At 59.9% G+C, this 14,265-nt stretch carries 14 protein-coding genes; 5 read left to right on the forward strand and 9 right to left on the reverse strand.

The annotated features are described in order from the left end of the window. Nucleotides 1–3: 3 nt before the first annotated feature. Nucleotides 4–1,005 (reverse strand): AraC family transcriptional regulator, encoded by a 1,002-nt coding sequence (locus AACX99_RS04775; protein WP_339409919.1) that lies wholly within the window; start codon nucleotides 1,003–1,005, stop codon nucleotides 4–6. A gap of 158 nt (nucleotides 1,006–1,163) precedes the next feature. On the opposite strand from AACX99_RS04775, the gene AACX99_RS04780 reads away from it, so the two are divergent. Next, nucleotides 1,164–1,481: an Mpo1-like protein gene (locus AACX99_RS04780; RefSeq protein WP_339409920.1), complete on the forward strand. Its 318-nt coding sequence runs from the start codon at nucleotides 1,164–1,166 to the stop codon at nucleotides 1,479–1,481. Between the two features lie 167 nt (nucleotides 1,482–1,648). Further along, a complete protein-coding gene (locus tag AACX99_RS04785) occupies nucleotides 1,649–3,037 on the forward strand; it encodes an adenylate/guanylate cyclase domain-containing protein (RefSeq protein ID WP_339409921.1) in 1,389 nt (462 codons plus the stop codon). Here AACX99_RS04785 and AACX99_RS04790 read toward each other — a convergent pair. Together AACX99_RS04790 and AACX99_RS04795 are read right to left on the reverse strand one after the other, a co-directional pair. Beyond that, nucleotides 3,030–4,061, reverse strand: a complete 1,032-nt coding sequence (locus AACX99_RS04790; RefSeq protein ID WP_339409923.1) for a glycosyltransferase family 4 protein — start codon at nucleotides 4,059–4,061, stop codon at nucleotides 3,030–3,032. The two genes, AACX99_RS04785 and AACX99_RS04790, sit on opposite strands and share 8 nt — an antisense overlap. Beyond that, nucleotides 4,058–4,876 carry a UDP-2,3-diacylglucosamine diphosphatase gene (locus AACX99_RS04795; RefSeq protein ID WP_339409924.1) on the reverse strand — a complete coding sequence of 273 codons (819 nt, stop codon included), beginning with the start codon at nucleotides 4,874–4,876 and terminating at the stop codon, nucleotides 4,058–4,060. The genes AACX99_RS04790 and AACX99_RS04795 overlap by 4 nt, the downstream gene beginning before the upstream one ends. 274 nt (nucleotides 4,877–5,150) lie before the next feature. Between AACX99_RS04795 and AACX99_RS04800 the strand changes: the two genes are divergently transcribed. From AACX99_RS04800 to AACX99_RS04810, 3 genes are all read left to right on the forward strand, one after another. Next, nucleotides 5,151–5,903: an AraC family transcriptional regulator gene (locus AACX99_RS04800; RefSeq protein WP_339409926.1), complete on the forward strand. Its 753-nt coding sequence runs from the start codon at nucleotides 5,151–5,153 to the stop codon at nucleotides 5,901–5,903. Nucleotides 5,904–6,009: 106 nt separating this feature from the next. After that, nucleotides 6,010–6,345, forward strand: a complete 336-nt coding sequence (locus AACX99_RS04805; protein ID WP_339409928.1) for a tRNA-binding protein — start codon at nucleotides 6,010–6,012, stop codon at nucleotides 6,343–6,345. Further along, nucleotides 6,342–7,193, forward strand: a complete 852-nt coding sequence (locus AACX99_RS04810) for a DMT family transporter (RefSeq protein ID WP_339409930.1) — start codon at nucleotides 6,342–6,344, stop codon at nucleotides 7,191–7,193. Before AACX99_RS04805 ends, AACX99_RS04810 begins: the two co-directional genes overlap by 4 nt. Here AACX99_RS04810 and AACX99_RS04815 read toward each other — a convergent pair whose 3' ends face one another. The 6 genes from AACX99_RS04815 to AACX99_RS04840 form a co-directional block, all read right to left on the reverse strand. Continuing rightward, nucleotides 7,194–7,481, reverse strand: a complete 288-nt coding sequence (locus AACX99_RS04815; protein WP_339409931.1) for a SelT/SelW/SelH family protein — start codon at nucleotides 7,479–7,481, stop codon at nucleotides 7,194–7,196. Between the two features lie 114 nt (nucleotides 7,482–7,595). Next, on the reverse strand, nucleotides 7,596–9,635 hold the full coding sequence (locus tag AACX99_RS04820; RefSeq protein ID WP_339409932.1) for a FimV/HubP family polar landmark protein: 2,040 nt from the start codon (nucleotides 9,633–9,635) through the stop codon (nucleotides 7,596–7,598). A 249-nt stretch (nucleotides 9,636–9,884) separates the two neighbouring features. Continuing rightward, on the reverse strand, nucleotides 9,885–11,288 hold the full coding sequence (locus AACX99_RS04825; RefSeq protein ID WP_339409934.1) for a DHA2 family efflux MFS transporter permease subunit: 1,404 nt from the start codon (nucleotides 11,286–11,288) through the stop codon (nucleotides 9,885–9,887). Beyond that, nucleotides 11,288–11,722, reverse strand: a complete 435-nt coding sequence (locus tag AACX99_RS04830) for a MarR family transcriptional regulator (protein WP_090248226.1) — start codon at nucleotides 11,720–11,722, stop codon at nucleotides 11,288–11,290. The genes AACX99_RS04825 and AACX99_RS04830 overlap by 1 nt, the downstream gene beginning before the upstream one ends. Nucleotides 11,723–11,947: 225 nt before the next feature. Continuing rightward, on the reverse strand, nucleotides 11,948–12,964 hold the full coding sequence (locus tag AACX99_RS04835) for a DUF2804 domain-containing protein (protein ID WP_339409935.1): 1,017 nt from the start codon (nucleotides 12,962–12,964) through the stop codon (nucleotides 11,948–11,950). Between the two features lie 115 nt (nucleotides 12,965–13,079). Beyond that, nucleotides 13,080–14,243, reverse strand: a complete 1,164-nt coding sequence (locus tag AACX99_RS04840; protein ID WP_339409936.1) for a GGDEF domain-containing protein — start codon at nucleotides 14,241–14,243, stop codon at nucleotides 13,080–13,082. Nucleotides 14,244–14,265: the final 22 nt, after the last annotated feature.

The raw sequence follows: 14,265 nt of genomic DNA on the forward strand, positions 1-14,265 counted from the left end.
TAGCTACAGACGCGCGCGGTACTCACCCGGCGTGGTGTCAAACCAGCGGCGGAAGGCGCGGAAGAAGTTACTGGGGTCAGAGAAACCCAGCAGGTAGGAAATTTCCAGCAAGGTCAGATTGGCCTGGCCTAAATACTGGCCGGCCAGTTCGCGGCGCGTGTCATCCAGCAGGTGCTGATAGCTGGTGCCTTCATCTTGCAAACGCCGCTGCAAGGTGCGCTCGGACAACAGCAACGCCTGCGCCACGGCCTCACGCTTGGGCTCGCCCTGGGGTAGCAGGCGGCATAGCACCTGGCGCACCTGATGGGTCACCCGGGTACCGGAAAAACGCGCGAGGTAGTCGCCAGCAAAACGGTCATGCAGCTGCGCCAATGCCTCATTAGCCGACGGTAATGGCGCATCCAGATCAGCCCGCTCGAACAGCAAGGCATAGTGTTCGGCATTGAACGTCAGCGGACATTGAAACACGTCTTCATAGGGGGTCACGTCTTCCGGAGCCGCCCCCATCAGGCTGACCAGACGCGGGCGTAGCGGCTTGCCGGTTAACCAGCGGCAGAACGCCAGGGAATAGGCCAGCGAAGCTTCAGCGCTTTGCCGGGCCGAGGGCAGACGATCACCATGGATTGCCAGCAGCATTTCATACCCCGCAGAAGTGGGATGAAAACTAAGATCAGCGCCCTCACCAATAATCCGCTGATAGCGCACTAAGCGGGCAAAGCCTTCCTGCAAATTGCGACTGCTCATCACCGCATAACCGACCACATTAAAGGACGATGGCCGCAGAATTTTCGCCATATTCAAGCCGATAGCCGGGTTGCCAGAGGCCTCCACGGCCAAGTGCCAGAGGCGGGTCATGGCATCCTGGGCAAAGCGCGCATTGGGGTCAGTCAAGGCCGTATAGTCGAGCCCCAGCTGGCGAAACAGACTGCGGCAATCAACCCCGCCAAGCTCCAGGGCCCCGACAATGCCCGAGGCCCAGCTGGATGAAGTGGTTCGTTCGCTCATGACGTGTTCTGTTCTTATTAGGGAGTCTGAAGGGCGACGGAAGGATACTAAACTGGCACCTAATGTCAGTGGCCCAGCGCGTCACTCGACCTAGACTGCAAGTAAGCCGCCACAGCCGCAAGCCTGGCGACACTCAAAAGAGTAAGTAGGAGGTCCCGATGAGCACTGAAACCCACGAGCGCTACAGCAGCTTCGCCGAGTTCTACCCCTATTACCTGCAGGAACACAGCAACGCCACCTGCCGCCGCCTGCATTATGTCGGCAGCCTGCTGGTGCTCTGTGTGCTGGGCTATGTCCTGGGCACTCAGCAGTGGCTGTGGCTGCTGGCCATACCGCTAATTGGTTACGGCTTTGCCTGGGTCGGTCACTTTGTCTTCGAAAAAAACCGCCCCGCCACCTTTGATTACCCGCTCTACTCGCTTATGGGCGACTGGGTGATGCTCAAGGATGCCTTTACCGGACGCATCAAGTTCTAACAGCGCTTGAGCGACCACTGACACAAGCGGCACTGCCGTTCGGCTGGCGCGCTTGGCGGTTGCAGTGGGCTTGGTTATGATCCCTGGCTATTTTGCGCAGCCACTACGGTGCGCTATCCAGGCACCCGACAGAGGTGCCAGACGAGCAGCAGGGATTGTTTCAACGGATGAATGTCAAAAGCGCCCCCCGAACTTCCGCATTGCCGGCACCGCCGCTGCGTGAGTATTACTCCCGCGTGCTGGCCTATATCGCCATCGCCGCCAGTATTGCAGCCGGCACCTACACCCAGCATTTCGGCTACGACATTCTCTGGATGGTGCCCTACGCCCTGCTCTATCCACACCTGGCGCACCATCTGAGTCTGCGCTTCAAGCGCGAGCATCCACAACGCACCACCCTCAGCCTGCTATTTATCGATGCTCTGCATGCCGGTGGCACGCTCGCTCTGCTCGGTTTCTCGGTGGTGCCCAGCCTGATGTCGCTGCTGATTCTGCTGTTCAGCTCACTGGTCATCGGAGGCGTGCGTCACCTGGCCCTGGCGTCGTTGATTGCACTAAGCGGCACGGTGTTCTGCGCAGCGCTGTTCGAGGTCAAGCTGAACATCAGCACCCCGCCCCTGGTAGCACTGACCAGCATATTCTTCACCACCCTGTATATCTGTATCACCGCCTACTTCGTGCACCAGCAGGGCCTGCGCCTGGCGCAGGTACGCAGCGAAATCACCCGCGAGCAGGAAAAAGCTGCGCGCTTGGCACGCAACCTGGCCAAGTACCTGTCGCCACAGGTATGGGAATCGATTTTCACCGGTAAGAAGAGCGTGCGCCTGGAAACCCAGCGCAAGAAACTCACGGTGTTTTTCTCTGATATCAAGGGTTTTACCGAGCTGTCCGAGGAGCTGGAGGCCGAAGCCCTGACCGACCTGCTCAACACCTATCTCAACGAAATGTCGAAAATCTGCCTGAAATACGGCGGCACCATCGATAAATTCATCGGTGACTGCGTGATGGTGTTCTTTGGCGACCCCAGCAGCAAAGGCGCCAAGAAGGATGCAGTAAATGCCGTATCCATGGCCATTGCTATGCGTAAGCACATGAAGGTGCTACGCCAGCAGTGGCGTGCCCAGGGCATCACCAAGCCGCTGGAAATCCGCATGGGGTTGAACACCGGCTACTGCACGGTGGGCAACTTCGGCGCCGATACGCGCATGGACTACACCATCATCGGCCGCGACGTGAACCTCGCCAGCCGCCTGGAAAGCGCCGCCGAATCCGGTGAGATCCTGATCTCCCACGAGACCTATTCGCTGATCAAGGACGTGATCATGTGCCGCGACAAGGGCCAGATCAACGTCAAGGGCTTTACCCGCCCGGTGCAGATCTATCAGGTAGTGGATTTCCGCCGCGATCTGGGCGCCACCTCCAGCTATGTTGAGCACGAACTCCCTGGGTTCTCGATGTATCTGGATACCAACGGCATCCAGAACTTCGACAAAGAAAAGGTTATCCAGGCGCTCGGTCAGGCAGCCGATAAACTGCGTGACAAAGTAATCATGTAGCGCCCATCTGGGCGGGCATGTATTGCTCACCATCGAGCAACGGCTGCTGCGCCAGAAACTCCAGCGCCGAGGCCCGCCAGGATTGCCGCGCGGCCAACCCCGCGCAACGCGCGCGGTCTAGGTTCAAAGCCGCCAAACAGGCCGCACGCAAGTCCTCACTCATGATTCCGCTAACGCCCGGCCGCAGTACATCCAGCGGCCCGGCTACCGGAAACGCCGCCACCGGCGTGCCGCACGCCAGGGCCTCAAGCATCACTAAGCCATAGGTATCGGTACGCGAGGGAAACACCAGCACGCTGGCCTGCTGAAACGCCTCGGCCAACGCCTGGCCATGCTGGTAACCGAGAAAGCGCACCTGCGGATAGGCGGCCTGCAAGGCCTCGCGCTGCGGACCGTCGCCGATCACCTGCTTCTCCCCCGGTAGATCAAGGGCGAGAAAGGCCTCGATATTCTTCTCCGGCGCAATCCGCCCGACATACAAAAATACCGCTTTCACCTGACGTACCGGCATTAGCGCAGGGCGAAACAGTCGCGTGTCGACGCCCTTACACCAGAGCGTCAGGCGCTTAAATCCCCAGCCGGAAAACTCTTCACGCATGCGCTCAGTGGTCACCAATACCGCCTGGCTAGGCCGGTGAAATGCGCGCAGAAAGGCGTAACCCAAACGCAGGGGAATCCAGGGCCAGCGAGTGTGCACGTATTCAGGAAAGCGCGTATGGATCGCGCTGGAAAACGCCAGGCCACGCCTGCTTAGCCAGCGCCTTGCCGCCCAGCCTAGCGGCCCCTCGGTGGCCAGGTGCACGCAGTCCGGCTGAAACGCACGGATCGCCGGACCAACCTGCCAGAGGTTCCACACCAGCGGAATTTCTGGATAGCTGGGGCATGGCAGCGCTCGAAAATCAGCCGGCGACAGCAGCTTGACCTGATGCCCCAGCCCGCGCAGTTCGCTAATCAGCGCCTGCAGGCTGGTAACCACGCCATTGACCTGTGGCGACCAGGCGTCAGAGACAATCAGAATCCTCACAAAACCGGCTCGGTAGCGGCCACTGGCATAGCCTGCAACTGACGCGCCTGATCATCAGCCAGACGATACAACTCAATACTGCCATCCAGATGCTCGATCAGCGCCGTACAGGATTCCACCCAGTCGCCGCAGTTCATGTATTCGACGTCGCCCATCGGGCGGATTTCGGCATGGTGGATATGCCCGCAGATTACGCCGTTGAAGCCGCGCCTGGCGCATTCATGGACGATAGCTTCTTCAAAGTCACTGATGAAGTTCACCGCGCTCTTGACCTTGTGCTTGAGATACGCCGACAACGACCAGTAGCCGTAGCCATAGCGGCGGCGCCAGAAATTCAGCCAGCGGTTGAGGGTCAGGGTGAAGCCATAGGCCGAGTCGCCGAGAAAGGCCAGCCAGCGGTGGTAACGGGTGATCACATCGAACTGGTCACCGTGAATCACCAGCAGCCGACGGCCATCGGCGGTGAGGTGCTCGGCCTCGTCGACCAGCTGGATATTGCCCAGGATCAGGCTGGAGTAACGGCGCAGAAATTCGTCATGGTTGCCGGTGACGTAGATCACCTCGGTGCCGCGTTTGCTCATGGTCAGCAGGCGGCGGATCACGTTGCTGTGCGACTGCGGCCAGTACACCCCGCTGCGCAGCTTCCAACCGTCGATGATGTCGCCGACCAGGTAGATCTTGTCGGTCTGGTAGCGCTTGAGAAACGCCGCCAAGTGTTCGGCCTGACAATCCCGGGTACCCAGGTGCACATCGGAAATCCATAGGGTACGGACACGTTGCTTGCGGCTTGGCTTGGCGAGCTGAGCGCTGGTCATGGACGACCTCCGGCTGGGTTTGCTCGAGTCTGCGCAGCGCCAGTGAAATAGTCATGACAAGCGCATGGCAGTTCAATGACAGCGCACCAGCCATATCTAAGAATCTGTTTACGATCTCGCGAGCTAGAGTCATGCAAGGCAAAAGCAGGCGAGGAAGCCGAGTTTACTGGTGTAAATGAGCATTCCGAGCCTGCTTTTAACGCAGCAGGGCCGACGCGCAGCAGATCGTAAATAGGTTCTGCGGGTAGACTTAGCGCCTGAAAAGGAGCCCACCATGTCCTCGCTGCTTTCGCTGCGTCATTACAGCCACGAACTGCTCAGCCACAGCCATGACCATGCGCAGCTGGTCTTCGGCCTGAGCGGCCTGCTGGAGTTCGAAATTGCCGGGCATGGTAGCCAGGTGAAGCGGCAGACCCTGGCCGTGGTGCCCAGCGCTGCGCAGCACGCCTGCGGTAGCAGAAATGGCAGTCACTGCCTGGTGCTCGACGTACCCGAACACAGCTGGCTACAACACCAGCTGGGTCAGCACCTGGATGCCACCCGCCGCCTGCTGGAAAAACCTGCTGCCATCAGCCTGAAGCCCGCGCAGAGCCAATTGGTCAGCTGGCTGGCAGCCAGTCCGATCAATGACCCGGTGATTGCCCAGCAAGGTGCCGCCCTGCTCTTGGCCAGCCTGGCCAATGGCGACATGCCCACCCAGGTAACCAATCGCCTGCCGCTGACGGCGCTGGATGCGTATATCGAGCAACATGCCGCCCACCCCTTGCAGGTTGCGGATCTGGCGCGCCTGGCCGGCCTATCTGCTGCGCGCTTTCACGTGCGCTTTCTCAGTGAAACCGGGCAAACGCCGATGGACTATGTGCGTAATCGCCGCCTGCAGCTTGCGCGTCAGCTGCTGCAAAGCAGCAATCTGGCGATTGGCGAGATTGCCGCGCGGGTTGGCTACAGCTCGCAAAGTGCCTTTAGCGCCGCCCTGTTGCGGCATCTCGGCGTTACGCCTCGGCAACTGCGCTGCTCTGGCGAGTAAACCTGCGCCCACCGCACAAGAGCCTGACAACAAAACCCGCGACTCCTGAGACAGACACGTGGCCAGGTAGCCACCTAGACTGCTCGACAGAATCGAGGAGTCGCCGATGCAACATATCGAATGGCAGGATTTTGCAAAGGTGGAACTGCGCGTCGGCACCATTCGCGCAGCCCGCCCCAATGAACAAGCCATAAAACCCGCCTACGTGCTGGAGGTCGATCTCGGCGAGTTGGGCCTCAAAACCTCCAGCGCCCAGCTCACCGCCCACTACAGTTGCGAGCAACTGCTCGGCCGCCAGGTGCTGTGCGTGTGCAATTTCGCCTCCAAGCGCATCGCCGGCGTGCGCTCAGAAATACTGGTGACCGGCGTGTATGACGCTGATAACAACGTAGTGCTGGCCGGCTTCGACAAACCGCTACCAAACGGTGCTCGCCTGGCATGAATCAACGTAATGCACTGTGGGCGATCCATCTGGGCGCCCTGCTGTTTGGTCTATCGGGCATCTTTGGCAAGCTGGCCAATACCACCCCACAAATGATCTCCGCCGGCCGTGCCGTATTCGCCGTGGCAGCCTTACTGCTGTTCGCCAAGCTGATCAGCAACGCTCGCCTGGTCCGCCTCGGGCTGCGTCAAACCAGCTTGCTGGGCCTCGGCGGTCTGCTGCTTGGCGGCCACTGGTGGAGCTTTTTCGAGTCCGTGCATATCTCAGGCGTGGCCATCGCCACTCTCGGTTTTGCCAGTTTCCCGGCGTTTACTGTGCTGCTGGAGGGTCTGCTATTTCGCGAGCGCACGCGGCCAGTCGAATACGTCATGGTGGTATTGGTGTGCCTGGGCCTGGTGCTGGTCACCCCGGATTTCGACCTGAGCAGCCAGGCCACCAGTGGCCTGCTTTGGGCGGTATTGTCCGGCCTGCTATTCGCCCTGCTGTCGCTGCTCAACCGCGCCAGCACCCGCGGCATCGAGCCAGTGCAGGCGGCGCTGTACCAGAACCTCACCGTGCTGCTGGTGTTTATCCCGCTGGCCTGGCCGACGCTGCCCAGCGTGCAGGCACAGGATTGGCTGTGGATGGCCATGCTCGGGATCTTCTGCACGGGTCTGGCGCACAGCCTGTTTGTCGCCAGTCTGCGGGTACTCAAGGCGCGCACCACCGCGGTGATTTTTGCCTTGGAGCCGATCTACGGAATTGCCTTCGCCTGGCTGCTGTTCAGCGAAGTACCGACGCTGCGCATGCTAGCCGGTGGCCTGCTGATTATCAGCGCGATCTTTCTCTCGGCACGGATGGCCAAGTGATCAACTCGCACGATCGTTATGACCCAGATCCCGAGCTGGATCGATCTGATCGCGCACGCGTTGTTTGAGCACCTTGGCCTCGGGAAAGCCGCCATCGGCTTTGCGCTCCCATATCTGCACACCATCACAGGTAATGCGAAACACCCCGCCAGTGCCTGGCTCCAAGCAAACCCTGGACAAATCATCGGTAAAGCTCGACAGCAGCTCCTGGGCCAACCAGGCAGCACGCAATAGCCACTGACATTGGCTGCAATAGGTGATGACCACTTCGACTTTCGGGCTGGACATTAGCAAGCTCACGGCAGGTGAAAAACCGATGATAACGCGCAGCCACTTAGGCTCCACACAAGAAAAACGCCCGCGTACCAGAGACACGCGGGCGTTGAGTGACAGCGTTTTGGCTCAGGCGATTTTTGCCAGCAGCTGACGCGCCTCCTGCTTCTGCTCTTCATCGCCCTCGTTGATCACTTCATTAAGAATCTGGCAGGCGCTGTCCAGGCTACCCTGCTCGATATAGGCCAGAGCCATGTTCAATTTGGACAGGTGCTCACGGTTGCCGGCCAGCTCATCAAGGTCATCCGGGTAGGACGCATTGAATTCATCCTCCCCCCAGCCTTCGTTGGAGGTTTCCTCCACCAGCATCGATTCGGCAAACGGGCTGCGCGCATCGTGGGTGCCTGGCAACTCGAAAATATCCGAGGACTGCTTGGCCTCTGCATTGCTTTTGGACGCAGGCTTACTCTGCGCACTAGGAGCAAAGGGGCTGACCAGATCCCAGTCAGCATCCAGGGACATATCATCCAGATTGAGCTGACCATCATTGGCGGCCTCCTCAAACGATGGCTCCTCGAGCTCATCCAGCTCGAGCACCACATCGTCAAGCAGACTGGTGGGTGGTGCATTGAACAGCTCGGCATGCCGCGCTTTCAATTCGTCAATCCGTGCCGGAGTAAAGCCCGATGCTCGCACCAAAGCCTCATGGGCGACAAAGCCTTGGGCATCCCCCATCAAGGCCAGCACTTCCAGCAGCCGGAAACCGATATCACTGCGCTGCGGCTGCGCTTCCCAGGCCTTGCGCAAAGTACTCGCAGCCTCACTGAGGCGGCCATAGGCGATATACACATTGGCACTTTGCAACGCATCCTCACCCGCAGCCGGCCATACCGGACCGGCACGCGGCACGTCGCGTACCTTGAGGGCTACCGCGGCCGGCGGTTCTACCGGTAAAGGCGGTGTCACACTTGGCGCCTTGGGCATGAGAGCTGCGCGCGCCGACTGGGCAGGCACAGCCGTAGGCTCGACGGGTTTTCTGCTACGCCAGAACAGGCCAGCCACACCCGCCAGCAGCAGTGCCAGCAGACCGGCAATAATCGCCAGCCATTTGCTACCTGATTCAATGGTAACCGGCGGAGTAACCGCGACTGGAGTAGGCGCTGGCGCTGCGGTGGCTTCGGCACTGGCCCGGCGAGCGGCCAACTCGGCCTGCAGCCCAGCAATCTGCTGATCCCGCGCCTCCATCTGCTCTTGCAATTGCTGCACCTGCAGGCCTAGTTGCGCCAGGCTTTGTTGCAGTTGCAGGGTTTCGCTTATTTGGCTGGCCAGTTCTTCCTCGACGCGGGCCTGCTCCTGAATCAATTGCTCAGCCGGCGGATCAACCGGCAGCGGCGTGCTAGGCGCTGCCGTCGCCTCAGGCAAAGCAGCTGCAGAAGGCTCCGACACTACTGATGAAGCACTGGCAAGGCTATCGGGCAATAGCAACTGCACACCTGCGCGCAGGCGATTGATATCGCCATTGATAAAGGCCTGTGGATTGAGTGCATGGATATCGTTCATTACTACCTGGGGCGACACCTGCCCGGCATCGGCGGTCAGGCGCGTGGCAATCTTCCATAGGCTGTCACCGCTGACCACGCCGTAGCGATTGCCCAGGTGCGCTGCGGGCATTACGGCAGGGCGCACAGGCGCATCAGTGGTTACACGGGGCGTAATCGGTGCGGCGGCTGGCGCGCTGCTGGCAGGCGCAGCCAAACTGCGATAGGCGGCCGAACTGGGTGGATCAAGGAGAACGGTGTACTCGCGGTACAACTGGCCGTTGGGCCGTACCACTTCGACGATAAAGTTCAGATACGGCTCACGCACCGGCTGGGTCGACACCACGCGAATCACACTCTTGCCGCCCCGCAGCAATGGGGTGAAGCGCAGGTCATTGAAGAAATACAGGCGATCAACGCCAGAACGGCTGAACACTTCGGCGGGCGCCAGACGAACGCGCATATCTGCGTCGGTCAGATCGCCCACATCAAACAATTCGATTTCGGCATCCAGCGGCTGACTAAGCGCCGAATGCAGGGTAATTTCACCCAGCCCAAGCGCTGATACCAGCCCTGAATAGAGGGCCGAACTGGATGCCAGGCCGATCAGTAGTTGACGAACCTTTGCCATAAAAACGCTCCCGGTGAATCCGCCGCATGCCCTTGCCAATACGTGCGCTTCCAGCGCGTGCAAACAGTATAGAAGATGGCAAATGCTGCCTTGGGAAGTACGTTCCGTGTTTAACCCGGCTGGTGCATGAATAGTTACGGCGCACTGAGCAGCAGAATAGCAACCGCCGTTTGGCCACAAGCCACCACAGGTGCAAGCATAGGCTTGCAGTCAATAAAGTGACAACTCCGTCACACTACCATCTAGCTGTCAGCGCCTTGTCGACTTGACGCCCCAGGCCGCCAAAACCGTAATCGCGAATACCCCTGCCACCAGCCAGAAACTTTGTTTGAAGGCGAGTAATTGCGCCCCTTGATCGCCGCCTTCGGCGCTATGCCGCCACTCCAAAAAGAAGGTCAGCAGGTTGACCCCGAACGCACCACCCAGTTGGCGGACAAAGGTGATGGCGCCTGCGCCTAAGGCCAACTCTTCAGGGCTGAGAATATCCAACGAGCCAGTACTCAAGGCCGGCAGCAGCAGACCCAGGCCAATACGCCCGATGCAGGCCCAGAAACACAGCAGCATAAATGAAGCGCCCTGCTCGACCCACGCCAACCCCGCTGACGACAACGCGAAGATCAACAGGCCAGCACTCAAGAGCACCGCCGAGGACCACCGATCACTGAGCCAACCGCCAAGAAACGACGCCATTCCCATTAACAGCCCGGCCGGTAACAGCAGCAAACCGGAACGCCCCGCGCTGAAACCATCAACGGTTTGCAGGTACAGCGGGATCAGGTAGGTGGAGCCATAAAGACCCAAACCCAGGGTTAATGCGACCCAACTGGCACTGCGAAACCCGGCATGCCGCCATAGCGCAAGGGGCAACAGAGGCCGGACCGCACGCCGGCTACGCAGGATAAACGCCCCGCCCGCCAGCAATGCCAGGCAGCCCGGGAGCCAGACCCTGGGCGCGCTCCAGGCAAAACGCTGCGCTTCGGCCAGAAACCCCAGCGCGGCAAATATCGCCACACAGAGCCAGGCAAACGCCCGAATATCCAAAAAAGGCGTACTGCGCTCACGCTCACTGGGCAACAACCACTGCCCCGCGAGCATGGCCAGTAGGCACATCGGTAATGGCATCCAGAAGATCGACGGCCAACCGAAATGATCGACCAGGTAACCACCAACCCCCGGCCCCAACGACGGCGCCAGCATCACTCCCAGGCCATATATGCCCAGCGCCATGCCGCGACCGCCATCGGCGAATACGCGAAAGATCAGCACCATGGCCAATGGCTGGACGATTCCGGCGCAGAGCCCTTGCACAATGCGCAGGGCAATCAGTTGCCAGGCCTCATGGGCCAGCAATGCCAACAACGAAGTGACGATAAACAGCAGCAAGCCAAATTGTGCCGTGCGCCGCGCGCCGAAACGCGCCTGGGCCCAAGCGGCCAATAGCAAACCCGCCGTCATGGCCGCGAGAAAACCGGTGGACAGCCACTGCGCCAACGGTCGACCGATAGCGAAATCCGCCATGATCGCCGGTAAGGCGACGTTGATACTGGTGGAGGCCAACACCATGGCCATGCTGCCAACCATCAGCAAGGCCAGCAGCCACTGCGGGTAACGCGGACCGAAGCGTTGCTGCAGGCTCTGCAGGTCGTCACGCATTAGCGTTTTTCCAGGTTACTCAACACCTGGGCATGGACCTTCTGGCAGCGGCGTAATTCATCCTCATCAATGCCGGCGAATACTTCCTGGCGCAGTTGCGCTGAGATCGCTTCGATCTTTTCAATCAGCGGACGGGCCTGTGGGCTGAGGGCAATCTTTTTCGCACGACGGTCCTCCGGTACCGCCTGACGGCTGACCAGGCCCTGGGCTTCCAGGCTGTCGAGCAAACGCGCCAGTGTCGGCCCCTCGACGCCGACGCTCTGCGCCAACTCGCGTTGGGTCGGTAATTCAGCAAAGCGCCCAAGATGCAGCAGCACCAGCCAGCGGGCCTGGGACAGCCCCAGGCCGACCAGGCGGCGATCCAGTTCGGCGCGCCAAGCGCGGGAGAGCTGGGCAACTTGCATGGCAAAACGGTGTTGATCGGTATGCGACATGGACAACGGCTCTTAACTATAAAAAACTAATTATTAGCCAGCTAACCATAACCCTTTTAACGAGGCAAGCCTGTAAAAGGCCTAGCAAGTCGTTGAAACGTAGTCGAGGCCGGCAATACAAGGCAAAAACTGGCGAGGAAGCGGAGTTTACTGGTGTAAATGAGCATTCCGAGCCTGTTTTTAACGCAGTATTGCCAACGCAGGTAGTTTTCAACGGCCTGCTAGTCACCACTTTACATACTGATCTTCGACAAAACCCCAGAGCTTTTCGATACGCACTTCGGGCCGGCCAGTCGGCCGCAGTACGCCAGTGAACTGGCCGAAGATCTGTTTGAAATTGCTCGCCAGCAGCCCCACGTTCAAGCGCTCCTTGTGCAAACCACGCCCCTCGAAACGCAGCTCCACCTGACCGTCATAGGAATTGATCAACCAGGGCTGTAACGGCTGATCGCGGTCAAAGGCGAAGCGCACCGTATCGACCTTAAGCAGCTCGCCATCAAGCCAGAAGCAATTCTCGGTAAAGCTGCTCTCATTAACGCCGCATGACAGGTTCAGTCCGACACGCTGCTCCCCTGCCTGGCCAGAAAGGCACGCCCAGTTCCAGTGGGTTTCGGGGCGCATATAACCGGCCGACCAGTCGTGGTGGGCGAATGCACCGATCTGCGCCAGGTCGAAATCCCCCAGCGCGCTGCGCACCTGCCCCGTGCAGCGCACCCCCGCCACCTTCTGCGCATAGACCCAGCCATTGACCGCCGTCGGCGTGTTGATGCACATCGGCTGAAAAGCCGGCTGCACCTCAGAAAAGCAGGCGTCGATACGGGTGCCGTCATCCAGCTCCACCAGCAGGCGCTTTTCCCGAGGCGAGGCGCTGTTCTCCAGACGCAACAGATTGCCACCGCTGCGTAACTCGCACACGCCCTGATCCGGGGTCTGTGAGAACTGGCTGCCAAAGCCCAGCGGCAGCTTGAACTGACGTTCGATCATGCGCCCGCTGGCAGGATGGAACAGGTAGACAAAACCCACCCCCAGCAGGCTGAGGTTGGCCAGCGCGCAGCCGCCAATCAGCTCGTCACTGATCAGGCCGAAATACTGGAATTGGTGAAAGCGCCGCCACTTGGCCAATGCGCCCAACTTGCGGCCCATGGGCGAACGGAAATCAAAATCGCGATAATTGATCAGCGCCGGCGCGGCGGGAAAGATGCCGTAATGCGGCTGGCCGTTGGCCTGAATCAGTCGGTCCATCGCAGCAATTACTCAAGGAAAAAACCTCAGCGATGCTAGCACCGCGACTTCGCTCCGGGCATTCACCACAGACGCCAAGCACAGCGGCAAAATCGGCCACCTACTCCTTAGACTCTCACGCCACAACCTGATTGCGGCCAAACGCCTTGGCCTCGTAAAGCGCGCGATCCGCATGCTCGTAGAGCTGCGCCAACGCCCCACCTGCAGCAGGCTGGATGCAGGAAATGCCAATCGACATGGTCAACATGCTCGCCGTGTCCGAGCCTGCATGTTCGATATTCAGGGTTTGCAGGGTCTGGCGCAGTGCTTCGGCGTGATGCCGCGCTTCGGTTTCGCCGATGTCATAGAGCAGCACCGCAAACTCTTCGCCGCCCAGGCGCACAGCCATATCCAGCGGACGCCGCGCGGCGTCCTGCAGCAGGCTGCCAATGCGTTGCAAGACGTTATCGCCGGCCTGATGGCCGTAATGATCGTTGTAGGCTTTGAAGTGATCGACATCGCAGAGCAGCAACGCCAGGCTGCGATTCTCGCGCTGGGCCTGACGCCACAGACGCTCGAACTGACGGTTGAAACTGCGACGGTTGTGCAAGCCGGTCAGGCTATCGTGATCGGCCAATACGCGCATCAGCCGGCTGATCAGAAAATGCTCGCGCGACTTGAACTCCAGCAGGTAACAACCCACCGCTCCCATCAGGTTGCCAAACAGCAGAAACAGGGTGTTATTGATCAGCCGGGGCAGCGGCAAACTGGCCACCAGCAACTCGACGCAGACGTAGACCAGCAGCACCAGCAAAGAGCAGCACAACGCTTCAATCAGACGTAGACCCGCCAGAAAGTAGGCGGCCATACAGACCAGCAGCAGCCCCTCATAGGGGTAGCCAGGGTCGATGCGATGGGCAATGCCGACCACCAGGGACGCCGCCGCGCCCAGGGCCAGCAGGCTGACCAGACTCAGCGGCTGTAACAGGGAGATGTGTTTGCGCTGAATCAGCAGCCCAGCGAACAGGCAAAGTAGTAACAAGACGGCGAGGCGGATGGCCAGCATCCACCACACTTCAGGGGCCTTGATCAGGACGAAATCAAACGCAGCAAAAGCCAGCCACACCAGAATGCCCACGCCAAGAGCGATGCGCTTGAGATCAAAGGTGTCGTCACGTAGGTAGTCGCGGTACTCCTGCTCTAGCGGCCGGGAGAAGCGCAACAGTCGAAAGCCCAAGGCGAGCTGATCCGCGTAGGGGCTGGGGCGAACATCGTCTAGCCAGGCATGGGAAAGCGGCACCGGAACCTCAACAGCTGGGTAG

It is taken from the genome of Pseudomonas sp. EA_35y_Pfl2_R5 (genome assembly GCF_963970805.1).
GTDB lineage: Bacteria > Pseudomonadota > Gammaproteobacteria > Pseudomonadales > Pseudomonadaceae > Aquipseudomonas.